We start from the raw sequence: 24,358 nt of genomic DNA on the forward strand, positions 1-24,358 counted from the left end.
GAAGGCGATGCGCCGCGGCAGGGGATCGATGGGTACCGGGACAGTCGGTGCCACCGAAACCGGAGCGGTCGGCGCGGATGCGGGCGGCGTTGTGCTGTCACTGACCGCGGCCAGGGCGTCGACGACGCCGTGCCCCACGTACGGATTCCAGCGGTCGGCCGGCGGGCGTGCGGTGTCCTCGATGCGGCGCATCACCTCTCGTGCGCTCAACTGAGGAAATCGGGAGCGCACCAGTGCGGCGATCCCGGCGACGACTGGCGCGGCGTAGCTGGTCCCCGAAATCGGGGCTTCGCGTCCGACGGTGCGGATCAACTGCTCGCCGTCGGGATGCAGCGACACGAGGTTTTCGCCGGGGGCGGCCACATCCACCCACGGACCGGCCAGGCTGAAAACCGATGCGGCGCCGCTGGACCCGACCGATCCGACGCACAACACCAGGTCGTCGTACCAGGCGGGGCTGGACACCGAGCGCACGCTGTTCCAGTCGGGTTCGCCGGGCGGCCCGACCGGACCGTCCTGTTGGGTGCAGCCCGCGCCGACGTTGCCCGCCGCGACGACCACCACGACGTTGCGCACGTCGACGGCGTAGCTCAGCGCAGCGCCGAGGGCGCGGTCGTCGGGTGCTTCGGTGGCGGGTACGCACGCAGGAGACGAGATGTTGATGACGGTCGCGCCGAGATCGGCCGCGGTACGGACCGCCATGGCGAGGGTTTCGAGGTCTCCGACACCGGTGGCCCCACCGTCTGCGGCGAACTTGTTGCTCGACTGCCGGATTGACAGGATGGCGGCATCGGGGGCAACCCCGCTGAAACCGGCGCTCGGTGCGGCGGCGGCGATTCCGGCGACGATCGTGCCGTGACCATCGCAATCCGCGGTGCCGTCACCGTGGGACACATAATCGCCGCCGCCGATCAGGCGCGGCAGCAATCGATGCCGGGCGACCCCGGTATCGATCACCGCGATCTTCTGGCCCTCGCCACGAGAAAGCGGCCACACCGCGTCCAGATTCACTGGGCTGCCCGCCGCGCCGGTGAGGCCGACCGCGGATTGGTAGCAAGGCTGGCGCTGCTCGGTGGGTATGACGGGCGCCGGCGGAGCGGGTCGCGGCAGCAGGGTAGCATCGACCGCGGGTGGTACGACCGCAGCGGCCGGCGCCACGGACAGCAGCGGAAGCCCGGCGACCAACGCCACGATCAACCGGCCCGAACGTTTCACCGCAATCCCAGGTCGCGGACGAGGTCGAAGGCACCGGCGAGCCAACACGCCAACGGCACCACCGCGGCCAGTGCTCCGTATTCGACGGCATCGGCGAGCCGCGCTGCCACGGGACTCTGGACCGTGACCGGCCAGAGCACGGCCACACCGGCACTCACAGCGAGGATGCCCGCCCAACTGCCCCGCGTGGGATCCCATGCCACCATGAGGGCGAAAGCCGCAGTGAGCGAGAGAAATCCGCAGATCGTCGGAGCTGTGCGGCAGTGCCCGGACGCGTAGGTACGTGAGCGCAGCAGCAGGGCCACGCCCACGGTCGCGGCGAACACCACCTCGACGGCGCTGACCCGTCGAGCACCGGCGAGCGCGAGGATCGTGGTGCCCAGTGCGGCGGCGACCGAACAGCCGGCTACCAGGCTCACGAGGTTCCGGTGCCCGTGGAGGGCACGTGCTTCGGCGTCCGATTCTTCGTCAGCCGCCACTTCATCCTCCGCAACGGGGTACCCGGGCACCGGAGGCGTCAGGCCGGCGAGAGCGATGGACAATCGCGGGGCAAATGGCAGCAGGCCCAGCCCGAGCGCGCCCACCACCGCACCCCACACCGTTGTGGCCGGCGGCCACAGCACTGCGAAACCCGCGGGCAGGGCAAGCAACCCGGCGACCGTCACGACCGCGAGCAGGATCTGCCGACTGTCACCGGATACCCGGATCAGCACCGCGCCCGCCGATCCCGCGGCCGTCGTGGCGAGAAAGAGATTCGCCGGCGCGGGCCCGCCCGGAACTATGAGAAATCCCAGAACCGCAACGGACGCCACAGCCGCGACGTCGAGCGTCGCAATCACGGCCGAACTCAGACCCAGGCGAGGTGCGGACACGGCGATGGCCATCACCGCGACAGTCACCACCGCGATGGCGGCGAGACGATCCGGTCCCTCGCTGCCGAGCCCGGCCAACATCAATGCCAGGAGTCCCAGTGTGCAGGCCGACAAGCAGGCGGCGATTCGCAGTCCGACGGGGAGGCGGTCATCGGTCGAGGTGAAGGTCGGCGCGCCGATCGGTGGCCACTCGGGTGAGGGCTGTTCGCAGTAGCCGGCCAGCACCAGCAGATCGCCGTCTTGAATATCGTTCTGCACCAGGGTGGCTGAGTCATCCAGGTGGCGGCCGCCGAGGTGTGCCAGCTGCCATTGGCGTGGTGTGCCGTCCCCTGCGCCGAGTGCATCGACGATCCATGGCAGCAGTTCGCCGACAGTCATCGCGGCGGGCAGGGCCAGGTCAACCGTGGCAGCGTTTCCGGCTTCGGCCGAAGACCCGCAATGAACCGATACGTGGCGCAACGAATCCGGCATCGCATCACCCCCCGGTAGACGCCGATGCATGTCACGCTAACTGACCCGGCATGCACCCCTGCGCACCAAAATTTCGGCGCGAAAGGGGAACCCGACCGGCCCGGCGCGCGTCCAAACGTCGATGGAACCCATCCGCACACCAACCACTACCCGCGCGCTCCCGGCAGCCGAACAGACTGGGGAGGTGGTGATCGATGCGCCGCCCGCGCTGCCTCGCCACACTCCGGTCAGCCCGTTGACCAGGCTGTTGCCGCTGGTGCTCGTGGTGGCGGTGGCGGGCATGATCGCGGTGTACGCAACCTCGGGCGCGTTTGCCTCGCGGGGTCCGGCGTCCATGATGTTCCCGATCATGATGGCGGTGTCGGCGATCGGCACGGTCGCCTACAGCTTCCGGGGCAACGGCCGCGCATCACAGCTCCACCGGGACCGCTGCGAGTATCTCCGGTACCTGGACGGGATCGACGCCGCGACCGGAGAAACCGCCCTTTCTCAGTGGCTGGCCCTGACTGCGGAACACCCCACACCGGGACGGTTGTGGACGTTGGCGGGGGGCGCGCGGATGTGGAAGCGCCGGCCCGGTGACCCTAAATTCTGCGAGGTGCGGATCGGAGTGGGGGACCGGCCGCTGTCCACGCGGCTGGTCGCCGGGGGTACCGATCTCGGGCGCGATTCAGATCCGGTGACGGCATCGGCTCTGGCACAACTGATCCGGCGTCGGTCGTTGGTCGCTGACGCCCCGGTGACGGTGAACCTGTGCAGGCTCGGTCACGTGACCGTGAGCGGGCCGCGCGCATCGGCCCGGGCCCTACTGCGGGCCGTGGTCTGCCAACTGGCCGTGGCCCACAGCCCGCGACACGTCCGCATCGCCGCCGTGGTCGACGGATCGACGACGGCGGACTGGGAGTGGTTGAAATGGCTTGCCCATCATTGGTATCCCGACGGTCGCGCTGCGGCCACTGCGCTGCGGCTGAGCACCCTTGCCGACCTACCTGCCGCGGCGCCCCCGGTGCACACTGTCGTCATCGTCGACTCCGCCACCGCGTCGGCGGCGACACCGGTGCCCGGTGCGGGTGTCACGCTGGTGAGCGTCGTCGGCCCGGCCGACGCTGCCGCAATCGCCCGCTCCGATCTGCATCTGGACCTGGGCGCCGACGTGGTGCGATGCGAAGTCGCTCCGCTACAGCCCGATCAGATGAGCCAGGAGCAGGCCATCACGTGTGCGCGGAGGCTCGCACGGTACCGGTGCGCGCCGGTACCCGACGACTCCGGTTGGCCGGCGCTGATCGGTATCGGCGATCCGGCCGCCATCGAACCGCCGAACAACTGGTCGACATCGGATCCCCAGCGGTTCCTTCGCGTTCCGGTCGGCCGATGTGCGGATGGCGCTCCGCTGCACCTCGACCTCAAGGAAGCCGCGCATGACGGCATGGGCCCGCACGGGCTCTGTGTCGGAGCCACCGGGTCGGGGAAATCGGAGTTCCTGCGGACGTTGGTGCTGGGGCTGATCACCACGCATTCACCCGAGGAGCTGAACCTGATCCTCGTGGATTTCAAAGGCGGTGCAACGTTTCTCGGCCTGCAGCGGGCGCGCCACATCAGCGCGCTGATCACCAATCTGGCCGAGGAGGAGTTGCTGGTGACCCGGATGGCCGATGCGCTCGCCGGGGAGATGACCCGTCGCCAGGAGTTGCTTCGGGCGGCCGGAAACCTGTCCAACATCGCCGAGTACCGGCGCCGGACGGATCTGCCCGCATTGCCCGCGCTGCTGATCGTGGTGGACGAATTCTCCGAACTTCTCCAGCAGCACCCGGATTTCGCCGAGTTGTTCGTGGCGATCGGCCGGCTCGGGCGCTCACTGGGCATACACCTGCTGTTGGCCAGCCAGCGACTCGACGAGGGCAGGCTTCGCGGGCTGGACAGCCACCTGTCATACCGGGTGTGCCTCAAGACCTTCTCGCCCAACGAATCCCGATCGGTGCTCGGTGTCGCGGACGCGTACGAGTTGCCCAACACCCCGGGAGCGGCCTATCTCAAGACACCGTCCGGCGAGATCATCAGGTTCCAGACCGCGTTCGTCTCGGCCCCGAGCACAGTACCCGAATCGCTGTCGCAAATACCGCAGGCGCCGTTGCGGCCGCGGCGATTCACCGGGTCCTGGGCGGGGGCCGATCCTCGGCCCGCCGTACCGGCGACGACCACAGTGCTGCAGCAGGTTGTCGACCGGCTGGCCGGGCATGGGACACCGGCGCATCAGGTGTGGCTGCCCCCGCTGCCGCGTGCCGTCCCGCTCAGCGACGTGCTGTTGTCCGATTCGGAGCCGCTGGAGGTAGCGATCGGCCTGATCGACCGTCCTTTCGAGCAGCGCCGGGACCGACTGATGCTGGAGCTGGGCGGCGCCGAGGGCAACGTGGCGATCGTCGGTGGTCCCCAGTCCGGAAAGTCCACGGCTGTCAAGACATTGGCGGTCGCGCTGGCCGCCACTCACCATCCCCGTGACCTCGCGATCTATTGTCTGGACTTCGGTGGGGGAGCATTGAATGCACTGCGGGCGCTGCCACACGTGGGTGCGGTGGCCGGGCGTGCCGACACCGATCTGGTCCGGCGCACCGTTGCCGAGCTGCATGCGCTGGTGAGCGCCCGTGAAGCGCGGTTCACCGCCCTCGGCATCGGGTCCATGGCTGAATACCGGATACGGCGTGGTGGCGGGGACATCGATGATCCGTTCGGCGATGTGTTCCTGATCATCGACGGTTGGTCGACGTTCCGCGCAGAACTCGACTCCCTGGAGCCATCGATCACCGCACTCACCGTGCAGGGGCTTTCGCTCGGAGTCCATGTCGTGGTGACGGCTTCCCGGTGGGCGGAGTTCCGTCCGGCGCTCAAGGACCAGTTGGGAACCCGCATCGAACTGCGGCTCGGTGATCCGGCCGAATCCGAGATGGACCGCAAACGCGCCCGGCTGCTCGTCCAGAGTGCGCCGGGGCGGGGCCTGACCCGTGAGGGCCGCGAGCTGCTGATCGCGCTGCCCCGGTTGGACGGCACTCCGAGCGATGCCGGCATCGGTACGTCACTGACGCGGGTCGGAGACACCCTGCGCGCCCAGTACGGTGACGCCCGAGCGCCCGCTGTCCGGTTGTTGCCGACGCGGGTGCGCCGGCCCGAGCTGGGCCCGACGCCGCGGGCCCGGCCCGCCACCGAAGTGCTGCTCGGTGTCGGTGAACGCGAACTCGCCCCGGTGTTGGTCGATTTCGCCGCCCAGCCCGATCTGATGATCCTCGGTGACACCGGTTGCGGCAAGTCCACCGCGCTGCGCGCCTTGTGCCGCGACTTGGTGGCCGTTAACGATCCGTCGAATGTGCAACTGCTCATCGTGGACTTCCGCCGCGCCCTGCTGGGAGCGGTCGAATCGGAGCATCTTGCCGGATATGCGTCCTCTGCCGGGGCACTGGATATAGCGCTGCCGAGAGTGCTTGAGACACTGCGGAACCGGATGCCCGGGCCCGAGGTGGCCCAGCGGCAGCTCCGCGACCGCTCGTGGTGGACCGGACCGGAACTCTATGTCGTGGTCGACGATTACGACTTGGTGACCGGCGGCGGGACGAGTCCGCTCTCGCCGCTGTTGCACTACCTGCCGCATGCCCGTGACCTCGGACTGCACCTGGTGCTGGCCCGCCGCTCCGGAGGTGCGGCGCGGGCGATGTTCGACCCGGTCCTGGCCGGGGTGAAGGACCTCGGTTGCATGGGCCTGATGATGAGCGCGAGCCCCGACGACGGTGTCCTGCTGGGATCGGCACGGCCGGTTCGGCTTCCGCCGGGACGCGGCACACTGATCACCCGCTCGGCGCCCGATCAGTTGGTCCAGGTCACGCTGCCCGACGGGGTCGATCCGGGGTGAGGCCGGCCGTCGTCGAGGTGGGCCCGGTGACCGTGCGCGGACCCGGCGCGGTCTCGGACCTCGCCGCGGTCGCAGTGGCGAGTATCGACGACGAGATCACCCTGGTCGATGACGAACCCGTTGCGGTATCGGAGCTGTGGGTCGACGTGCTCTCCGCGGCGCGTGCCGGGGCTCGGGATCTCGTCCTGGTATGCCCGACCTGGTGGACCGCCGATCGGCGTGATCGGGTGCAGGCCGCCGCGATGCGCTCAGGTGCTGAAGTGGTTGTGATACAGCGGGTTCAGGCCCTGAGTGCGGCGTTGTCGTGTGCATCCTGGGCCGTGGTGGAGATCGCCGACGAGGTCGTCATGGTGTCGGGCGCCGATGCCCGAAGCGTCACTCTGGCCCGCCACGCTGAGGACGATCTGGACCCGGAGGCGGTGATACGCACGGTGACAGCCATTGCCGGGGTATCGGCCGAAGTAGCCGTTGATGCGCCGCCGGAGGTGGCCGGAGCAGCCACGTTGGGTAACGCGGTGATGGCCGGATTGCGCGGCCGGGGCGCAACGGTCACCTTGGCCGGGCCCCAGACGTGGCGCGCTGAACCGAGCACCCCGCACACCCCTGATGTTCCTGCCGGCGCCGGGCAGGCCGGTACGCGGGCGGGCCGGGTGGCGGTCGGTGCCGCAGCGGCCCTGGCAGTGGTGCTGGGCGTCGTCGCCTTCGCCACTCGCGGCGACCCGGCGGACGCCGTGGCGATGACGATCCTGGTCGAGGGCCGGGTCGGCATGCAGATCCCGGCGGAGTGGTCCGTCCGGCGGATCACCGACGGACCGGGATCGGCTCGGGTTCAGGTGGTTTCGCCGTCCGACCCGCAGATGATGATTCATCTGACTCAATCCGGGGTCGCGCAGGGCGCGGTGGCGGACACCCTGCAGCGGGCTCTGCGGGAACAGCCCGCGGGGGTGTTCGTCGACTTCGACCCGTCCGCGGTCGTCGCTGCGCGTCCGGTGGTCAGCTACCGGGAGGTCCGCGCCGGGAGGGAAATTCGTTGGGCGGTGTTCGTCGATGGCGCGGTGCGCATCGCGGTCGGGTGCCAGAGTGCCCCGGGGCAAGCGGAGGCGGTGCGGGTGGCGTGTGAGGCCGCCACCCGCTCAGCGCACGCGGCGTTCTGAAATCGGGTGGAACCAAAGTGGGTCGCGCTGCGTCGAATTGATATATCCCGCAAGACAAGACCAAAGGGGGTCAGAGGACATGTCACCAGGACTGACGGGGCCGTTGGGCACCGACCTCGATGTGATGACGCGCGTGGCCGGCCGGATCGACGTCCTCAACGACGACGTCCGGGCCATGCTGCAGACGTTCATCGGGAAGATGAGCAGTGTGCCGCCGTCAGTATGGGGCGGTGCGGCTGCGGTGCGGTTCCGTGACGTGGTCGACCGCTGGAACGGGGAATCGCTGACCCTGCACACCACGCTGGTCCGGATCGCCGAGACCATCCGGATCAACGAGCGCACCCTGCGCGCCGCTGCCGACACGCACGCGCAGCGACTCGGCGCCGTCGGCGACGGAATCTGATCGGAGCCGGCGATGGATCACGTTCTGTCCTACGACTTCGGCGAGATCGAGTACTCGGTCCGTCAGGAGATCCACACCACCTCGCGCCGGTTCAACGCCGCCCTCGACGAATTGCGTTCGCAGATCGCGCCTCTGCAGCAGGTCTGGACTCGTGAAGCGGCGCAGGCCTATGCCGTCGAGCAGGCCCGATGGAACCAGGCCGCGGCGGCACTCAACGACATCCTGTTCTCCCTGGGCAATGCGGTGCGTGACGGTGCCGACGAGGTGGCCGCCACCGACCGCAGTGCCGCCAACGCGTGGGGAGCCTGAGGCCGGTCAGCCCCGAAGACATGTGCGGTCCCGTTCGGTGGAGAGGACCGAACGGGACCGCACACTTTGTGTCTAGTTGGGGCTAGCGGCCCGAGCCGGAGTCGCGGCGGGGACGGCGGTGTCCACCACCGCGCTGTTGTCCGCCTGCGCCTGCGCCGGCCCCGGAACGGGCCGACGGTCCGCCGCCGTTGCGGGAGGACCCGTTCGGACGGTTGCGACCCTGCTGCTGACCCGACTTGCCCGGCTGCCCGGACCTGTTGCCCTGGCGCCGCGGCGCCGGAGCGGCCTGGGCGACCGGCTCGGGACGAATCGGATCACCGAAAACGCGCTCACCGGGGGCGATCTCGCGAAGCACCGGATGATCGGTCCCGTTCACCCGGGTGATCGTGGGCTTGACCCCGGCCTTCTTGGTCAGGGTGCGGACATCGGAAACCTGCGCGTCGTGCATGAGGGTCACCACGGTGCCCTCGTTCCCGGCGCGGGCGGTGCGCCCGGACCGGTGCAGGTAGGCCTTGTGCTCGACCGGCGGGTCGGCGTGCACGACGAGGCTGACGTCGTCGACGTGGATACCGCGGGCGGCGATGTCGGTGGCCACCAGCACTGCCGCCGATCCGTCGGAGAACGCGGTCAGGTTGCGGGTGCGGGCATTCTGAGACAGGTTGCCGTGCAGCTCAACTGCCGACACGCCACGCGAATTGAGCTGACGGGTCAGGTTTTTTCGCGCCGTGCTTGGTGCGGGCGAACACGATGGTGCGGCCCGGGGCGGCGGCCAGGTCGGCCACCACGTTGACCCGTGCGGCGTTGTCCACGTGCAGCACGTGGTGCACCATCGCGGTCACCGGGGACTGCGCCGAATCGACGCTGTGCACCACCGGGTCGTGCAGGTAGCGCTTGACCAGCACATCGACGCCGGCATCAAGGGTGGCCGAGAACAGCAGGCGCTGGCAGTCTTTCGGGGTCCGGTCCAGCAGTCGCTTCACGCCGGGCAGGAAGCCGAGGTCGGCCATGTGGTCGGCCTCGTCGAGCACGGTGACCTCGACTGCGGACAGGTCGGCGTGGCCCGACCGCATGTGGTCTTCGAGCCGGCCCGGGCAGGCGATCACGATGTCCACGCCGCCGCGCAGCGCGGAGATCTGCGGGTTGGCGCCCACGCCACCGAAGATGTTGACCGACCGCAGGCCGGTTGCCGCGGCCAACGGGGCCAGCGAGGCTTCGATCTGGGTGACCAGTTCGCGGGTCGGCGCCAGGATCAGCGCGCGCGGCCGGTTCGGTGCCCGCCGGGTGCCGCTGGTCGCCAACCGCGCCACCAGGGGCAACAGGAACGCGTAGGTCTTGCCGGAGCCGGTGCGGCCACGGCCGAGGACGTCGCGGCCCTTGAGTGAATCAGGCAGGGTCGCGGCCTGGATCGGGAACGGGTTCTGGACTCCGTTCGAGGCCAGGGTCGCGACGATCTCGGCGGGCAGGCCGAGTTCAGCGAATGTGGGCACAGCGGTGCCAGGGGTTTCTTGGACAGACAAAATGAAAGCTCCGAAAAAAATAGAGGGCGGTCGTCCTGCCCGGCGCGAGTGAGATCTCGCGGCGCTCGGTGTGACGATCGAGAAGGCGGCAAAGGCAGAACAGACAAGCCGCCGTGCCCCAACTATACGGGTAGCGGGGTGGATTCCCCGATTTCTGCTGGTTGACCTGCCGGTGGTATCCATCACAGGTCGGGCTGGTCAACTATCCTGGCGGTTACGCGTGAATGCCATACCGAATGGCCCGACGCCGGGAGAGATGATCGCCGTGGCCGCATCGAGCAACGCGGGAGGCCGGATGTCTGCCCGGGCACTGCCCGCGAAGGTGCGCGCTATCCATGACCTGTTCATCGAGGGCCAGGTCGACGCCGATTCCCTGGATTCCACCCCGGTGCGCCGCGTCATCATGGAGAGCTGGCAACGCAGCCTGGCCACCGGCGTCGACCCCGATCTGGGCACCCGGGCGGCCGCCGCCGCGGCGGCGCTGACCGAATTGCGCAACACCCATCCGCTCGCGCCCACCCTGCCGCTGATCCGTCGCCTGCTGGTCGACGACGCCGTCGGCGCGGGGGTGGTGGTGGCGATCACCGCGGCCGACGGCACCCTACTGTGGGTCGAGGGAGACCCGGGCGTGCGCCGCAAGGCCGAGGCGATGAACTTCGTGCCCGGCTCGGACTGGAGCGAGCGGGCGGCCGGAACCAATGCGCCGGGCACCGCGCTGGCGCTGGACCGCGAACTGCAGATCCTCGGGTCCGAACACTTCTCCCGCACCGTGCACTCCTGGAGTTGCACCGCGGTGCCCGTCCACGACCCGGCCACCGGGGTGCTGCTGGGCGCCATCGACCTGACCGGCGGGTCCGCGGTCGCGACGCCACAGACATTGGCGCTGGTCAGGGCCACCGCGGTCGCGGTCGAGAACCAGCTGGCCCTGCTGCGTCTCACCGGGCCCATCGCACCGGCCGCCCCCGAGGGGGCACGGTTGACAGTGCTGGGCGCCGACCGCCCGCGCTGGCAGGTGACCGACGCCGCGGGCCGGCCCGAATCCAGCGGGCTGACCGGGCGGCACGCCGACATCCTGGTCCTGCTGATCCGGCACCCCGAGGGGTTGAGTGCCGATCACCTGGCCATGCTGCTCGACGACAAGGACCTCGACGTGGTCACCGTGCGGGCCGAGGTGTCCCGGCTGCGCCGGGTCATCGGCAGCAGCTACATCGAGTCGCGGCCGTACCGGTTGCTGGCGCCGGTGGCCAGCGATATGGGCGATGTGTTCGACGCGTTGCAGGCCGGCAACGTCTCGGCCGCCCTGGACGCCTACACGGGGGCGTTGTTGCCGCAATCGGTGTCCCCGGCCGTCGCGCGGCTGCGCACCGAGCTGAGCGCGAGCCTGCGCGAAGCGGTGCTGGCCGGGGGCAGCCTGAGCCTGCTGCGGCGCTGGCTGGCGCTGCCCGACGGCCGTGACGACCGGCAGGGCTGGCGGGTGCTGCACGACCACGCCGAGGCGGACCCGCTGGCGCGGGCGCAGGCCCGCGGCCACCTGGCGGGAATCGACTCCGAGCTGGCCTGATCCGGTCCACGGACGTGCCGAATTGTCGGCCCGCCGACGCGTGCAACGTTGCTTTTGATCAGTGCAACTGTGCTGCAACCTACTGCTGACTACCTTTAGTGATGACCGACACATCTGGTGTCCGATGCAGGAGATTGCCATGACTGTTTATGCACGTCCGGGTGCCGAAGGCGCCCTGATGTCGTTCGAGGCCCGCTACGACAACTACATCGGTGGAGAGTGGGTCGCGCCCGCCGAGGGCCGCTACTTCGAGAACCCGACCCCGGTCACCGGTCAGGTCTTCTGCGAGGTGGCCCGCTCCACCGAGGCCGACGTCGAGAAGGCGCTGGACGCCGCCCACGCCGCCGCGCGGGCCTGGGGCAAGACCTCGCCGGCCGAGCGGGCCGTCGTCCTCAACAAGATCGCCGACCGGATCGAGGAGAACCTCGAATCCATCGCGCTGGCCGAGTCGTGGGACAACGGCAAGCCGATCCGCGAGACGCTGAACGCCGACATCCCGCTGGCGGTCGACCACTTCCGGTACTTCGCCGGTGTGCTGCGCGCCCAGGAAGGCTCGCTCTCGCAGATCGACGAGGACACCGTCGCCTACCACTTCCACGAGCCGCTCGGCGTGGTCGGCCAGATCATCCCCTGGAACTTCCCGATCCTCATGGCCGTGTGGAAGCTGGCCCCGGCGCTGGCCGCCGGCAACGCGGTGGTGCTCAAACCCGCTGAGCAGACCCCGGTTTCGGTGCTCTACCTGATGTCGGTGATCGGGGACCTGCTGCCCGCCGGTGTGGTCAACGTGGTCAACGGGTTCGGTGTCGAGTGCGGCAAGCCGCTGGCCTCGAGCAACCGGATCGCCAAGATCGCCTTCACCGGTGAGACCACCACGGGCCGGCTGATCATGCAGTACGCCAGCCAGAACCTGATCCCGGTGACGCTGGAGCTGGGCGGCAAGAGCCCGAACATCTTCTTCTCCGACGTGCTGGCCGCCGCCGACGATTTCCAGGACAAGGCCCTGGAAGGGTTCACCATGTTCGCCCTGAACCAGGGTGAGGTGTGCACCTGCCCGTCGCGGTCGCTGATCCAGGCCGACATCTACGACGAGTTCCTGGAATTGGCCGCCATCCGCACCAAGGCGGTGCGGCAGGGTGACCCGCTGGACACCGAGACCATGATCGGTGCACAGGCCTCCAACGATCAGCTGGAGAAGATCCTGTCCTACATCGAGATCGGGAAAACCGAAGGCGCCCAACTGATCACCGGTGGCGAGCGGGCCGATCTGGGTGGTGACCTCAACGGCGGCTTCTACGTGGCGCCGACGATCTTCACCGGGCACAACAAGATGCGGCTGTTCCAGGAGGAGATCTTCGGCCCGGTCGTCGCCGTGACGTCGTTCAAGGATTACGACGACGCCATCTCGATCGCCAACGACACCCTCTACGGCCTGGGTGCCGGTGTGTGGAGCCGCAACGGCAACACCGCATACCGCGCAGGCCGGGACATCAAGGCCGGCCGGGTGTGGACCAACTGCTACCACGCCTACCCCGCGCATGCGGCGTTCGGCGGCTACAAGCAGTCCGGCATCGGCCGCGAGAACCACAAGATGATGCTCGATCACTACCAGCAGACCAAGAACCTGCTGGTGAGTTACGCCAACAAGGCCCAGGGCTTCTTCTAGACCGTCGAGGTCGACGAGTCAGGCCCGGAAAGGTCGTCATGCTGCCGCGCGGGCAGCACCGGTGCGTGCCGGTGCTGCCAGCGGAATCGCATAACCGAATAACAACAAAAATCGGCTGCCAGCAACACCTTTCAAGGATGGGAACGACTCATGACCCAGACTCTCGACGACAGCGTCGGCGCCAACAGCACTGGCCGGATGCGTGCGGCGGTGGTCACCGAGTTCGGTGCGCCGCTGCAGATTTCCGAGCTCGACCTGCCGACGCCCGGACTGGGTGAGGCATTGGTCAAGCTCGAGACCTCCGGCGTGTGTCACACCGACCTCCATGCCGCACATGGCGATTGGCCGGTGAAGCCGAGCCCGCCGTTCGTGCCGGGGCACGAGGGCTACGGCACCGTGGTGGCGCTGGGACCCGGTGTGACCGACCTGAAGGTCGGCGACAAGGTCGGCAACGCCTGGCTGTGGTCGGCCTGCGGCACGTGCGAGTACTGCCGCACCGGCTGGGAGACCCTGTGTGAGCAGCAGCGCAACGGTGGCTACAGCGTCGACGGCAGCTTCGGCGCCTACATGTTGGTCAACGCCGCCTACGCCGCACGGATCCCCGACGGCGCCGACCCGGTCGAGGTGGCGCCCGTCCTGTGTGCCGGGGTGACGGTCTACAAGGGCCTCAAGGTGACCGACACCCGGCCCGGCCAGTGGGTGGCGATCTCCGGGGTCGGGGGACTGGGGCACGTCGCGGTGCAGTACGCCCGTGCGATGGGCCTGCGGGTGGTCGCGATCGACATCGACGACGCCAAGCTGGAACTGGCCGGCCGGCTCGGTGCCGAGGTGACGGTGAACGCCACGACGTCCGACGTCGTGGCCGAGGTGCAGAAGGCCACCGGTGGCGTGCACGGCGTGCTGGTGACGGCGGTGCATCCGCAGGCGTTCGGCCAGGCCATCGGGCTGGCCCGGCGCGGCGGCACGATCGTGTTCGTCGGTCTGCCACCGGGAGACTTCCCGGCGCCGATCTTCGACATCGTGCTCAAGGGGCTGACGATCCGCGGCTCGATCGTGGGTTCGCGCCAGGACATGGTGGAAGCCCTCGATTTCTACCACCGCGGCCTGATCCACCCGATCGTCGAGACGACGTCACTCGATCAGATCAACGAGGTGTTCGAGCGGATGGAACGCGGACAGATCGACGGCCGGATCGTCATCGACTACCGGTAGTCGATGGCACGTCGATGGTGTCGCGAGGGGCCCCCGGGGCCCCTCGTGGCCTCGTCGTGTCGACGTATTCGTTAATAACGTTGGTGGACAACATGATTCGGTACGACTGTGACGCTGGACAAATTCGGCCCGCAGGGTGATACTTCTTACTCAAAGGTTGGTTTACAGACCTTTAACGTGATTCGCCCGGTACTGGAGGCCGGCATCACCGAAGATAAATGCGTTGCAAATAAAGGAGTTTGAAATGGCGGGTGTGGAAGAACACCTGGAGAGCGCTGACTATCTGAACAAACGTCAGCTCAAATCCGGAAGCGCCGGGTGGCTGCTGTTGGCCGGCCTCGGCGTCAGCTATGTGATCTCCGGCGATTTCTCGGGCTGGAACTTCGGCCTCGAGCAGGGCGGCTTCGGTGGACTGCTGATCGCCGTGGTGGTCATCGCCGCCATGTACTTCTGCATGGTGCTGGGCCTGGCCGAACTGTCCTCGGCGCTGCCCGCGGCAGGCGGTGGTTACACCTTCGCCCGCCGCGCCCTTGGCCCGTGGGGCGGCTTCGCCACCGGCACCGCGATCCTGATCGAATACTCGATCGCCCCGGCGGCGATCGCCACGTTCATCGGCGGCTACGTCGAATCCCTTGGCCTGTTCGGCATTCACAAGGGCTGGTGGGTCTACCTGGCCGCCTTCGTCATCTTCATCGGTATCCACCTCGCGGGTGTCGGTGAGGCGCTGCGCCTGATGTTCGTCATCACCGCGATCGCGCTGCTGGGCCTGGTCATCTTCGCCGTGAGCGCCATCGGCCACTTCGACGTCGCCAACCTGACCGACATCGCCCCCGACACCGCCGCGCTCGGTGCGTCGAGCTTCCTGCCGCACGGCTACCTGGGCATCTGGGCCGCCATCCCGTTCGCGATCTGGTTCTTCCTGGCCGTCGAAGGCGTCCCGCTGGCGGCCGAAGAGACCGCGAACCCGGAGCGCAACGTGCCGCGCGGCATCATCGCCGCGATGACGGTGCTGATCGTCACCTGCGTGACGGTGCTGTTCCTGACGGCCGGCGCCGGCGGCGCCGACGCGATGTCCACCGTGGACGATCCGCTGGTGCAGGCGCTCGGCGGTACCGGCACGGCGGCCAAGCTGGTCAACTACATCGGCCTGGCCGGGCTGGTCGCGAGCTTCTTCTCGATCATCTACGCCTATTCGCGGCAGACCTTCGCGCTGTCGCGGGCCGGTTACCTGCCCACCTCGCTGTCGGTGACCAACAAGCGCAAGGCCCCGACGCTCGCGCTGATCGTCCCGGGCATCATCGGCTTCCTGCTGTCGCTGACCGGTCACGGTGACCTGATCCTGAACATGGCGGTCTTCGGCGCCGCGCTGAGCTACGTGCTGATGATGATCAGCCACATCGTGCTGCGGGTCCGCGAGCCGGAGATGAAGCGGCCGTACCGCACTCCGGGCGGCATCGTCAGCACCGGCTTCGCCCTCGTCGTCGCGGTCGTCGCGCTCATTGCGACCTTCGTGGTCAGCCCGGTGGCCGCGGGCCTGTGCCTGGCCGTGTTCTGCGCGTTCATGCTCTACTTCGCGCTCTACAGCCGCCACCGCCTGGTGGCCAACTCGCCCGACGAGGAGTTCGCGATGCTCGCGGAAGCGGAGAGTGCCCTGAAATGAAGTACCACCAGCAGGTTTCGGGGGTGACCTACAGCTTCGACGGTCTGGTCGAGGTGATGGCCAAGGCCACCCCGCTGCGCTCCGGCGATCAACTCGCCGGCTGCGCGGCCGAGCACGACGGTGAACGCGCCGCGGCCGCCTGGGTGCTCGCCGACCTGCCGCTGGACACCTTCCTCAACGAGGAACTGGTGCCCTACGAGACCGACGAGGTCACCCGGCTGATCATGGACAGCCATGACCGGCAAGCCTTTTCGGAGATCTCGCACCTGACCGTCGGCGGGCTGCGGGACTGGCTGATGGACACCGCGGCCCATGACCACAGCGCCGAGCGGCTGGCCGCCGTCGCACCGGGACTGACCCCGGAAATGGTTGCGGCGGTCAGCAAGATCATGCGCAACCAGGATCTGATCGCGGTGTCGGCCGCCGCGGAGGTGACCGCGGCGTTCCGGACCACCGTCGGCGCCCGCGGCACCCTGGCCACCCGGCTGCAGCCCAACCATCCCACCGACGACCCGCGCGGGATCGCCGCGGCCGTGCTCGACGGGCTGCTGCTGGGCTGCGGCGACGCGGTGATCGGGATCAACCCGGCCACCGACTCGCCGCAGGCCACCGCGGACCTGTTGTATCTGCTCGATTCGATCCGCACGCGTTACGACATCCCCGCCCAGTCCTGCGTGCTGTCGCATGTCACCACCACGATCGGGTTGGTGGAGGCCGGTGCGCCGGTGGACCTGATGTTCCAGTCCGTCGCCGGCACCGAGGGGGCCAACTCCGCGTTCGGGGTGAACCTGCAGCTGCTGCGGGAGGGTAACGAGGCGGCGCGCAGCCTGCGCCGCGGCACCGTCGGCGACAACGTCATGTACCTCGAGACCGGGCAGGGTTCGGTGCTCAGTTCCGGTGCGCACCTGGGCGTCGGCGGCAAGCCGGTGGACCAGCAGACCCTGGAGGCGCGTGCCTACGCGGTGGCCCGCGACCTGCAGCCGCTGCTGGTGAACACGGTCGTCGGGTTCATCGGGCCGGAGTACCTCTACGACGGCAAGCAGATCATCCGGGCGGGCCTGGAAGACCACTTCTGCGGCAAGCTGCTCGGCCTGCCGATGGGGGTGGACGTCTGCTACACCAACCACGCCGAGGCCGACCAGAACGACATGGACAACCTGCTGACGCTGTTGGCCGCGGCCGGAGTGGCCTTCGTCATCACCGTGCCGGGTGCCGACGACGTGATGCTGGGCTACCAGAGCTTGTCGTTCCACGACGTGCTGACCACCCGGCGCACCCTGGGGCTGCGGCCGGCCGCCGAGTTCGAGGCATGGCTGCGCAGCGTGGGCATGGTCGACGACTCCGGCAAGCTGACGCCGTTCGACCTGGAGCGTTCGGTGCTGCGGTCCCTGACTTCCGCGGAGACATCATGAGTACCAATGAGATTGCGGTTCAGGAGTTCTGGGATGAGCTGCGCAAGACCACGCAGGCCAGGATCGGGCTCGGCCGGGCCGGCAACGCACTGCCCACCCGCCGGGTGCTGGAACTGGCCGCGGCCCATGCCGCGGCCCGCGATGCCGTGCACGTGCCGTTGGACGTCGACAAACTCGCCGCCGAGGTCCGGGCGGTGGGCATCGGTGAGCCGACAATGGTGACCAGCAAGGCCACCTCCCGCGACGAGTATCTGCGTCGGCCCGATCTGGGGCGCGAACCCGCCGAGGGCATGCAGGTGCCCGACACCCCGGCCGACATCGGCTTCGTGCTGGCCGACGGGTTGTCGCCGACCGCACTGGATCGTCACGGCGCGACGCTGCTCGCGGCGTTGGTGGCCGAACTGCAGGATCGCTACACCCTGGCCCCGCCGGTGATCGCGACGCAGGCCCGCGTCGCGCTCGGCGACCACGTCGCAGCGCAGGCCCACATGCGGACGGTGATCGTGGTGATCGGGGAGCGGCCCGGGCTGAGCGTGGCCGACAGCCTCGGCATCTACCTCACCCACCTGCCGATGCCCGGTCGCACCGACGCCGACCGCAACTGCATCTCCAACATCCACCCGCCCGACGGCCTGGGATACGCCGAAGCCGCGCGGGTGGCAGCCGGATTGGTCGACGGTGCGCTGGCCCTGGGCCGCTCCGGCGTCGACCTGAAGGACGCCTCACGGACCTCGGCGCTCGGCGCCCCGGGCCTCGCCGAACTGACCTAGTCGAACTCACCTGAACTGACCAGACAGGAACCCCTTGATGACCTCACGCGCACCGCTGTCCCTCCTCGTTGCCGCGGTGACCGCGGTGCTGACCGTCGCCGGGTGCGGCTCCGGCACCGAGTCGGCGCAGTCGTCGGGCTCGTCGGCCGAGACTCCCGCCGCCGGCTGTCGCACGCTGGCCGAGAACCCCGGTTGGTACGGCGACAACCGGGACCGGATCGACGCGATGCTCGCGGAGTTGGGGACCTGCGGGGCCAACGGCTCGGTGGCCGACGGCGCACCGCTCGCGCTGTTCGATTGGGACAACACCGTGGTCAAGAACGACATCGGCGATGCGACGTTCTTCTGGATGGTGCGCAACGGCAAGCTGCGGGCGCCCGCCGGTGGCGATTGGTCGACCACGAGCCCCTACCTCACTCCGCAGGCCGCGGCGGCCCTGGCCAAGGCGTGCGCCGCGGCCACGCCGGGCCAGCCGATGCCCACCAACACCGACCTCGGGTGCGCCGACGAACTGCTGTCGGTCTACACCGACGGAGAGACGCGGGCGGACGAGCCGGCATTCGCCGGGTTCAACGCCCGCCGATTCGAACCGTCGTATGCCTGGGCGGCGCAGATGCTGGCCGGCTGGCACGAATCCGAGCTGACCGGTTTCGCCGAGGCCGCTCGCAAGCAGAACCTCGACGCGCCCGAGGGCACCGAGCAGAAGGTCGGCAGCGGTGACGAGACCGGCTGGGTGCGGTACTACCCGCAGATGCGGGATCTGGTGGAAACCCTGCGCGCCAACGGTTTCGACGTCCGCATCATCTCCGCGTCGGCGGAGCCGGTGGTGCGGGTGTGGGCGGCCGACCTCGGTTTCACGCCCGACAAGGTGATGGGGGTGCGGACCGAGCGTGACGGTGATGTCCTGACGTCGAAGTTGGTGTCGTGCGGCGGCGAGACGGCCATCCCGTACATCGAGGGCAAGCGGTGCCGGGTCAACGAGGACGTCTTCGGGGTCAAGGGGCCCGCCGCGTTCGAGCAGCAGGCCGAGCCCAAGCGCGCGGCCTTCGGCGCCGGGGATTCCGACACCGACGTCACGTTCCTCACCGATGCCACCGCCCTGCGCCTCGTGCTCAACCGCAACAAGACCGAGTTGATGTGCTCGGCCTACGACAACGCCGACGGTCGCTGGGTCGTCAATCCGATGTTCATCGAGCCGAAGAAGAAGCAGGGCGACGCATACGAATGCGCGACGGAGGGCTACATCGAGCCCAGCGGTAAGGAAGCCCCGCTGCACCGTCCGGACGGAAGCGTGGTGCCCGACCAGCAGGACGGGGTGTCCTGACTCCGTGAGAATGCTGGCGTAACGCTCGGAGTTTCCTGGCTCAGCAATTCCACAGCCCGGTGGCGGGGTGCCCTACAGAATTCGGGCGTCACATATGCGCCATGAGTACACATGAGCGGCAGCTGAAGCTCAAGGGGCACAGTCGGATACAGGTAACAGGCATGTTACTTGGTGTCGCTGCCATCTCGGCGATGACGGTGTTCGCTTTGGGGCATCCCGAGGAATTGCCTGCGGGGCAGGGCAAACCGCTCGCCGGATCCGGCGATGCCCCGACGAACACGGTTTTCACCCAGCCGGTGGTCGGCCCGATGAAACTCGGCGGCACGGTCACCGATACCACCCCACCGGTTGCGAAATAGGCTGTGGTGGAACGCATGTCAACGCGCATTCTCGGAGTGGCGGCGGCCTTCGCGGCTCCGCTGGCGGCTCTGGTCATGAGCGGGGTCGCACACGCATCCTCGCCCGATGTCGTCGGCCAGAAGTACAGCGACGCGTCGGGCACTCTCAGCGGAGCCGGGTACTCACCCGTGGTGGAGACCACCGTCGGTGACCGCGAATCCTGGTCGGACTGCGTCGTCACCCGTCAACAGGACCGCACCGTGCAACCGCCGCCCAACACCACGGGCTCGGCCACCAATCAGACGCTGGTGTCCCTCAACTGCGACAAGTCGGTGGCATCGGCGACCGGACCCGGCAACTCCGCGGCCAGCCCGGAGGGCCGCGCGGCGATTCAGGCTGCCCAACAGCAGGCCGCGCAGGACCAGGCGCAGGCCGAGAAGAAGCACTAGACCCCGTCTCGGCAACGGTCGTCCGTCACGGCAGGGCGGCCTCCTCTGACGGCAGTGCCGCCGGGCCGGTGATGTTCGGATGTGCCTTCGGCGTCGCCATGGCCAGCGGTGCCCGAACGCCCGTGGTCGTTGTGGCACCCAGCGTCATGGCCGGCGAGGCCACGGTCGGGGGAGGCGGGGGTGCATGGAGAGCCACCGACCCGCTTTCGCCGGCCGGTGTCACGCTCAACCAGGTGAGCGCCGCCACGGCGCCTGCGCCGGCGATCGCGGCAATCCGTCGGATCCTGAGGTTCTTTTCGGCAGTCACGGTGGTGGGCCCTCGATCCTGCGGTTGGATGACGTTGAGCCTTCGGTCACCCCAGTTCACGCCCGGAATCTGGGAGTTGCGATGTGTCCGCGGTGTGAGTTCTCTAGGAGGCGGCACGCGCGCCGGGTGACGTGGGACGGGGCTTTGCGGCCCAGGCTGTTCGCCCAGCCCTCAAGGGCGTTTTGACCTGCCGCGACGCCGCCCGGTAAGCTGCTCCGTTGGTGTGTGCTGCCCTTTGGGGCGAGCGGGTCCTGGGTCAATGTCGGTCGCCGGGAAAACCGAGTACATGCGCCGCGACCGGCACCCGGATCAGCTCCGGGGTCCAACCCGAGATAAAAGAGGTATGCGCTGTGCCTACGTACACGCCGAAGGCGGGTGACACCACGCGTCAGTGGTACGTCATCGACGCCCAGGACGTGGTGCTCGGCCGGCTCGCCGTCGAAGCAGCCAAGCTGCTCCGCGGCAAGCACAAGCCGACATTCACGCCGAATGTCGATGGTGGCGATTTCGTCATCGTCATCAACGCCGAGAAGATCGCCGTCAGCGGCGACAAGCTCACCAAGAAGTTCGCTTACAGCCACTCGGGTTACCCGGGCGGTCTGCGCAAGCGCACCATCGGCCAGCTGCTGGAGAAGCACCCGACCCGCGTCGTCGAGAACGCGATCATCGGCATGCTGCCCCACACCAAGCTCGGTCGTCAGATTCAGAAGAAGCTCAAGGTCTACGCCGGTCCGGATCATCCGCACGCCGCGCAGCAGCCGGTTCCGTACGAGATCAAGCAGGTGGCCCAGTGACCGAAACGATTGAGAACGGCGACGTCGTCGAAGCCGTGACCGAGAGCGTCGAGGTGGAGCAGGAGCACCGCGAGCCGGTCATCATCGACCGCCCGATCCAGACCGTCGGCCGCCGCAAGGAGGCCGTGGTGCGCGTTCGCCTGGTGCCCGGCACCGGCAAGTTCAACCTGGACGGCCGCACCCTGGAGAACTACTTCCCGAACAAGGTGCACCAGCAGCTGATCAAGGCCCCGCTGGTCACCGTCGACCGGGTCGAGCACTTCGACATCTACGCCCACCTCGATGGTGGCGGCCCCTCGGGTCAGGCCGGCGCCCTGCGCCTGGCGATCGCCCGTGCGCTGATCCTGGTGCAGCCGGAGGACCGGCCGGCACTGAAGAAGGCCGGGTTCCTGACGCGTGACCCGCGTGCCATCGAGCGCAAGAAGTACGGCCTCAAGAAGGCCCGCAAGGCGCCTCAGTACAGCAAGCGCTGATCTGTCGCCTTTACGGCCGAACGAACCCGCCGGGTGTGTCACGTACACACCCGGCGGGTTTGTTTTATGTCCGCCTCCAGACGAATTTCAGGGGGCTGACCTCGGCAGACGATCAGGCTGGGCAGTTTTCTGCTGATTCCAGGTTTGAGCGGCGGTGTGGCGGGAAGCCCTCTGGCGGAGAGCAGGGGGCCGCTTTGTGTCCGCAGGGTTGTGCACCGCAGGACCTTCCTGCCACCGGTGAAACGTCGTACCGACGTCGGGGGACCGGGGCCGCTTTCCCATCGGAAGGAGCAATTGTGGGGAACTTCGTGAAGACTGCGACCGCGGGCGCGATGCTCGGCGGATCGCTGCTGTTTACGGTCGGCCTGGGGATCGCCAACGCCGCGCCTGACACGCTCGGCGACGGCAAGGTGAATCTCACCCTCGGTAACGTCTCGGTCCTGGAGAACGTCGACACCGCCGCGGCGGCACAGATCGCGGCGGGGGTGTGCGATAACACCGACACGTCGTCGCTGACCACCGCTGTGCAGGGTGTCGACACGAACGGCGCCGACCACGTCGTGTGCACCAACAACCTGGGGACCATCTCCTTCAGCCAGAACGGCACCACCGAGCGGCCCGGCAACGCCGCAGAGGGGATGGCGCCGCGTAGCGTCGCGCCGACAGCGCCGACGACGCCTCAGGCGCCTGGAGCAGCCCACTCCCCGTCCGATAGCGAAGGCAGCTAGCGACTCGTCGCCGACCCTGCCCGCGGATCAGCCGCGGGCAGGGATCCGGTGATCGTGCATCCGAGGATCACGAACGAGTATCGATCTGGCCCCGGGATGGTCGCTGACCTCGTCGGTTGTGTTTCCGGCAGCCAATTATGAGAAGTTTAAGGGCATGGGTCGACTGTTCGGCACCGATGGGGTGCGCGGGGTCGCCAATCGCGATCTGACTGCTGAACTGGCAGTAGCACTCGGTTCGGCGGCCGCCCGGCGTCTCGGCAACTCCGTGGGACCTGGCCGGCGGGTCGCCGTGGTGGGCCGTGATCCGCGCGCCAGCGGCGAGATGCTGGAAGCCGCGGTGATCGCCGGTATCACCAGTGAGGGCGTCGACGTCCTGCGCGTCGGTGTCCTGCCGACGCCTGCGGTGGCGTATCTGACCAGCGCTTATGACGCGAACTTCGGAGTGATGATCTCCGCGTCGCACAACCCGATGCCCGACAATGGCATCAAGATCTTCGGTCCCGGCGGGCACAAGCTGGACGACGCCGCCGAGGACCGCATCGAGGACCTCGTGCAGGCGGGTCCCGGGAGCAGGCCCACCGGTGCCGGCATCGGCCGGGTTCTCGACGCCGAGGACGCGTTGGACCGCTACCTGCGCCACGCCTCCAAGGCCGTCACCACCCGCCTCGAAGGCCTCACGGTCGTCGTCGACTGCGCGCACGGCGCGGCATGGGCGGCCGCTCCGCGGGCCTACCGGGCCGCCGGAGCCAACGTCATCGCGATCAACGCCGCGCCCAACGGCCTCAACATCAACGACGGCTGCGGATCCACCCACATGGATGTCCTGCAGGCCGCGGTTCTGGAGCACGGCGCCGATCTGGGCCTCGCCCACGACGGCGATGCCGACCGGTGCCTGGCGGTGGACGCCGCGGGCCGGCTCATCGACGGCGACGCGATCATGGTGGTGCTGGCGCTGGCCATGCAGGAGGCCGGCGAGTTGGCCTCCGACACGTTGGTGGCCACCGTGATGAGCAATCTCGGTTTGCACCTGGCGATGCGGGCGGCCGGTATCGAGGTCCGCACCACAGGTGTCGGGGACCGCTACGTGCTGGAGGAACTGCGGGCCGGCGAGTTCTCGCTCGGTGGTGAGCAGTCGGGTCACATCGTGTTGCCCGGTCTCGGCACCACCGGTGACGGCATCGTCACCGGCCTGCGCCTGATGTCGCGGATGGCCCAGACCCGCAGTACCTTGGCTGCGCTTGCCGAGCCGATGCGCACGTTGCCGCAGGTGCTGATCAACGTTGCGGTCCACGACAAGGCCGCGGTGGCCACCGCGCCGTCCGTGCAGTCCGCCGTGGCCGAGGCCGAGGCTGAACTCGGCGACACCGGGCGAATCCTGTTGCGGCCCTCGGGTACCGAACAGGTGGTCCGGGTGATGGTCGAGGCCGCCGACGAGAACACGGCCCGACTGGTCGCGGTACGCGTGGCCGATTCGGTCAGCGGCCAGTCAGCCTGAGGGAACCGGACCGCGCCCGGCTGCGTCTAAACCGGGCATGGGAGAGGTAACTACCGCGCGCGTCGACGCTGCGGCGTTGCAGCAGGCGGCACGACAGTACGATGCCGTCGCCGGGATCGTCGATTCCGGCATCCGAATGCGCCTGCGATTCGACGGCGCGACGGCCGGGCGGGCGCATACCGCCTCGGGTGAGTCGGTGCGGGCCGCGCTCGACGAGTGCACCGCGCCCCTGCGGCAATGGGCCCGCGCTGCGGGTGAGGTCGCCGCGGTGCTGCGGAGCACCACCGACCGGTACATCGCCGCGGATGCCGACGCGGCTGCCCGGGCGGGTTGAC

The 24,358-nt window shown here is 68.6% G+C and carries 22 protein-coding genes and 1 pseudogene; 19 read left to right on the plus strand and 4 right to left on the minus strand.

From position 1 onward, the window contains the following. On the minus strand, positions 1-1,215 hold a 1,215-nt coding region (mycP, locus tag TX88_RS09255), incomplete at its 3' end, for a type VII secretion-associated serine protease mycosin (protein WP_044516266.1). After that, positions 1,212-2,558 (minus strand): type VII secretion integral membrane protein EccD, encoded by a 1,347-nt coding sequence (gene eccD, locus TX88_RS09260; RefSeq protein ID WP_044516267.1) that lies wholly within the window; start codon positions 2,556-2,558, stop codon positions 1,212-1,214. The genes mycP and eccD, both read right to left, overlap by 4 nt. A gap of 121 nt (positions 2,559-2,679) precedes the next feature. Between eccD and TX88_RS09265 the strand changes: the two genes are divergently transcribed. The 4 genes from TX88_RS09265 to TX88_RS09280 all read left to right on the plus strand — a co-directional run bounded on the left by TX88_RS09265 (position 2,680) and on the right by TX88_RS09280 (position 8,319). Further along, complete coding sequence (locus tag TX88_RS09265) at positions 2,680-6,453, plus strand: type VII secretion protein EccC (protein WP_044516269.1); 3,774 nt, start codon at positions 2,680-2,682, stop codon at positions 6,451-6,453. A 26-nt stretch (positions 6,454-6,479) separates the two neighbouring features. Then, complete coding sequence (locus tag TX88_RS09270; protein WP_244438393.1) at positions 6,480-7,607, plus strand: type VII secretion-associated protein; 1,128 nt, start codon at positions 6,480-6,482, stop codon at positions 7,605-7,607. A gap of 79 nt (positions 7,608-7,686) precedes the next feature. After that, positions 7,687-8,010 (plus strand): WXG100 family type VII secretion target, encoded by a 324-nt coding sequence (locus tag TX88_RS09275; protein WP_044516272.1) that lies wholly within the window; start codon positions 7,687-7,689, stop codon positions 8,008-8,010. Positions 8,011-8,022: 12 nt separating this feature from the next. Then, the gene (locus TX88_RS09280) at positions 8,023-8,319 is read left to right on the plus strand and encodes a WXG100 family type VII secretion target (RefSeq protein WP_044516273.1); all 297 of its coding nucleotides are present in this window, start codon (positions 8,023-8,025) and stop codon (positions 8,317-8,319) included. A gap of 82 nt (positions 8,320-8,401) precedes the next feature. Here the strand turns inward: TX88_RS09280 and TX88_RS09285 are convergent. Next, a pseudogene (locus tag TX88_RS09285) lies at positions 8,402-9,806 on the minus strand (DEAD/DEAH box helicase). 286 nt (positions 9,807-10,092) lie between these two features. Between TX88_RS09285 and TX88_RS09290 the strand changes: the two are divergent. The 10 genes from TX88_RS09290 (at position 10,093) to TX88_RS09330 (ending at position 20,226) form a co-directional block, all read left to right on the plus strand. Further along, positions 10,093-11,397, plus strand: a complete 1,305-nt coding sequence (locus tag TX88_RS09290; protein ID WP_209447045.1) for a helix-turn-helix domain-containing protein — start codon at positions 10,093-10,095, stop codon at positions 11,395-11,397. Between the two features lie 139 nt (positions 11,398-11,536). Then, positions 11,537-13,060 carry an aldehyde dehydrogenase gene (gene adh / locus TX88_RS09295; protein ID WP_044519242.1) on the plus strand — a complete coding sequence of 508 codons (1,524 nt, stop codon included), beginning with the start codon at positions 11,537-11,539 and terminating at the stop codon, positions 13,058-13,060. A gap of 150 nt (positions 13,061-13,210) precedes the next feature. Continuing rightward, a complete protein-coding gene (gene adhP, locus TX88_RS09300) occupies positions 13,211-14,272 on the plus strand; it encodes an alcohol dehydrogenase AdhP (RefSeq protein WP_044516275.1) in 1,062 nt (353 codons plus the stop codon). Positions 14,273-14,380: 108 nt separating this feature from the next. Next, the gene (locus TX88_RS35550) at positions 14,381-14,515 is read left to right on the plus strand and encodes a hypothetical protein (RefSeq protein ID WP_280113221.1); all 135 of its coding nucleotides are present in this window, start codon (positions 14,381-14,383) and stop codon (positions 14,513-14,515) included. 1 nt (position 14,516) lies between these two features. Continuing rightward, on the plus strand, positions 14,517-15,932 hold the full coding sequence (gene eat / locus TX88_RS09305; RefSeq protein ID WP_044516276.1) for an ethanolamine permease: 1,416 nt from the start codon (positions 14,517-14,519) through the stop codon (positions 15,930-15,932). After that, the gene (locus TX88_RS09310) at positions 15,929-17,344 is read left to right on the plus strand and encodes an ethanolamine ammonia-lyase subunit EutB (protein ID WP_044516278.1); all 1,416 of its coding nucleotides are present in this window, start codon (positions 15,929-15,931) and stop codon (positions 17,342-17,344) included. The genes eat and TX88_RS09310 overlap by 4 nt, the downstream gene beginning before the upstream one ends. Next, positions 17,341-18,114, plus strand: a complete 774-nt coding sequence (gene eutC / locus TX88_RS09315; protein ID WP_044516279.1) for an ethanolamine ammonia-lyase subunit EutC — start codon at positions 17,341-17,343, stop codon at positions 18,112-18,114. Before TX88_RS09310 ends, eutC begins: the two co-directional genes overlap by 4 nt. Before the next feature lie 37 nt (positions 18,115-18,151). Further along, complete coding sequence (locus TX88_RS09320; protein WP_044516281.1) at positions 18,152-19,438, plus strand: HAD family hydrolase; 1,287 nt, start codon at positions 18,152-18,154, stop codon at positions 19,436-19,438. Between the two features lie 161 nt (positions 19,439-19,599). Continuing rightward, positions 19,600-19,797 carry a hypothetical protein gene (locus tag TX88_RS09325; RefSeq protein ID WP_049924883.1) on the plus strand — a complete coding sequence of 66 codons (198 nt, stop codon included), beginning with the start codon at positions 19,600-19,602 and terminating at the stop codon, positions 19,795-19,797. Positions 19,798-19,812: 15 nt separating this feature from the next. Then, entirely contained in the window at positions 19,813-20,226 is a 414-nt protein-coding gene (locus TX88_RS09330; RefSeq protein WP_044519243.1) for a hypothetical protein, read from the plus strand. Between the two features lie 25 nt (positions 20,227-20,251). Here the strand turns inward: TX88_RS09330 and TX88_RS09335 are convergent, their stop codons facing one another. Further along, positions 20,252-20,593: a hypothetical protein gene (locus TX88_RS09335; RefSeq protein WP_044516284.1), complete on the minus strand. Its 342-nt coding sequence runs from the start codon at positions 20,591-20,593 to the stop codon at positions 20,252-20,254. Between the two features lie 290 nt (positions 20,594-20,883). On the opposite strand from TX88_RS09335, the gene rplM reads away from it, so the two are divergent. From rplM to TX88_RS09360, 5 genes are all read left to right on the plus strand, one after another. After that, entirely contained in the window at positions 20,884-21,327 is a 444-nt protein-coding gene (gene rplM, locus TX88_RS09340; protein ID WP_044516286.1) for a 50S ribosomal protein L13, read from the plus strand. 8 nt (positions 21,328-21,335) lie between these two features. Then, complete coding sequence (gene rpsI, locus TX88_RS09345) at positions 21,336-21,800, plus strand: 30S ribosomal protein S9 (protein WP_407939438.1); 465 nt, start codon at positions 21,336-21,338, stop codon at positions 21,798-21,800. A 296-nt stretch (positions 21,801-22,096) separates the two neighbouring features. Further along, entirely contained in the window at positions 22,097-22,528 is a 432-nt protein-coding gene (locus tag TX88_RS09350) for a hypothetical protein (protein WP_049924884.1), read from the plus strand. 154 nt (positions 22,529-22,682) lie between these two features. Further along, complete coding sequence (glmM, locus tag TX88_RS09355; protein ID WP_044519245.1) at positions 22,683-24,023, plus strand: phosphoglucosamine mutase; 1,341 nt, start codon at positions 22,683-22,685, stop codon at positions 24,021-24,023. A gap of 37 nt (positions 24,024-24,060) precedes the next feature. Then, positions 24,061-24,357 carry a type VII secretion target gene (locus TX88_RS09360; RefSeq protein WP_044516289.1) on the plus strand — a complete coding sequence of 99 codons (297 nt, stop codon included), beginning with the start codon at positions 24,061-24,063 and terminating at the stop codon, positions 24,355-24,357. Position 24,358: the final 1 nt, after the last annotated feature.

This window comes from Mycolicibacterium septicum DSM 44393, assembly GCF_000455325.1.
Classification (GTDB): Bacteria; Actinomycetota; Actinomycetes; order Mycobacteriales; family Mycobacteriaceae; genus Mycobacterium; species Mycobacterium septicum.

What these genes read in the sequence shown, in the direction of transcription:
- TX88_RS09360 (WP_044516289.1), top strand. Translation starts at nt 24,061, where the DNA reads ATGGGAGAGGTAACTACCGCGCGCGTCGACGCTGCGGCGTTGCAGCAG.
- TX88_RS09330 (WP_044519243.1), top strand. Translation starts at nt 19,813, where the DNA reads ATGTCAACGCGCATTCTCGGAGTGGCGGCGGCCTTCGCGGCTCCGCTG.
- adh (WP_044519242.1), top strand. Translation starts at nt 11,537, where the DNA reads ATGACTGTTTATGCACGTCCGGGTGCCGAAGGCGCCCTGATGTCGTTC.
- eat (WP_044516276.1), top strand. Translation starts at nt 14,517, where the DNA reads ATGGCGGGTGTGGAAGAACACCTGGAGAGCGCTGACTATCTGAACAAA.
- TX88_RS09290 (WP_209447045.1), top strand. Translation starts at nt 10,093, where the DNA reads ATGATCGCCGTGGCCGCATCGAGCAACGCGGGAGGCCGGATGTCTGCC.
- eutC (WP_044516279.1), top strand. Translation starts at nt 17,341, where the DNA reads ATGAGTACCAATGAGATTGCGGTTCAGGAGTTCTGGGATGAGCTGCGC.
- adhP (WP_044516275.1), top strand. Translation starts at nt 13,211, where the DNA reads ATGACCCAGACTCTCGACGACAGCGTCGGCGCCAACAGCACTGGCCGG.
- TX88_RS09280 (WP_044516273.1), top strand. Translation starts at nt 8,023, where the DNA reads ATGGATCACGTTCTGTCCTACGACTTCGGCGAGATCGAGTACTCGGTC.
- TX88_RS09265 (WP_044516269.1), top strand. Translation starts at nt 2,680, where the DNA reads ATGGAACCCATCCGCACACCAACCACTACCCGCGCGCTCCCGGCAGCC.
- TX88_RS09310 (WP_044516278.1), top strand. Translation starts at nt 15,929, where the DNA reads ATGAAGTACCACCAGCAGGTTTCGGGGGTGACCTACAGCTTCGACGGT.
- glmM (WP_044519245.1), top strand. Translation starts at nt 22,683, where the DNA reads ATGGGTCGACTGTTCGGCACCGATGGGGTGCGCGGGGTCGCCAATCGC.
- TX88_RS09320 (WP_044516281.1), top strand. Translation starts at nt 18,152, where the DNA reads ATGACCTCACGCGCACCGCTGTCCCTCCTCGTTGCCGCGGTGACCGCG.
- TX88_RS09275 (WP_044516272.1), top strand. Translation starts at nt 7,687, where the DNA reads ATGTCACCAGGACTGACGGGGCCGTTGGGCACCGACCTCGATGTGATG.
- TX88_RS09325 (WP_049924883.1), top strand. Translation starts at nt 19,600, where the DNA reads ATGTTACTTGGTGTCGCTGCCATCTCGGCGATGACGGTGTTCGCTTTG.
- eccD (WP_044516267.1), bottom strand. Translation starts at nt 2,558, where the DNA reads ATGCCGGATTCGTTGCGCCACGTATCGGTTCATTGCGGGTCTTCGGCC.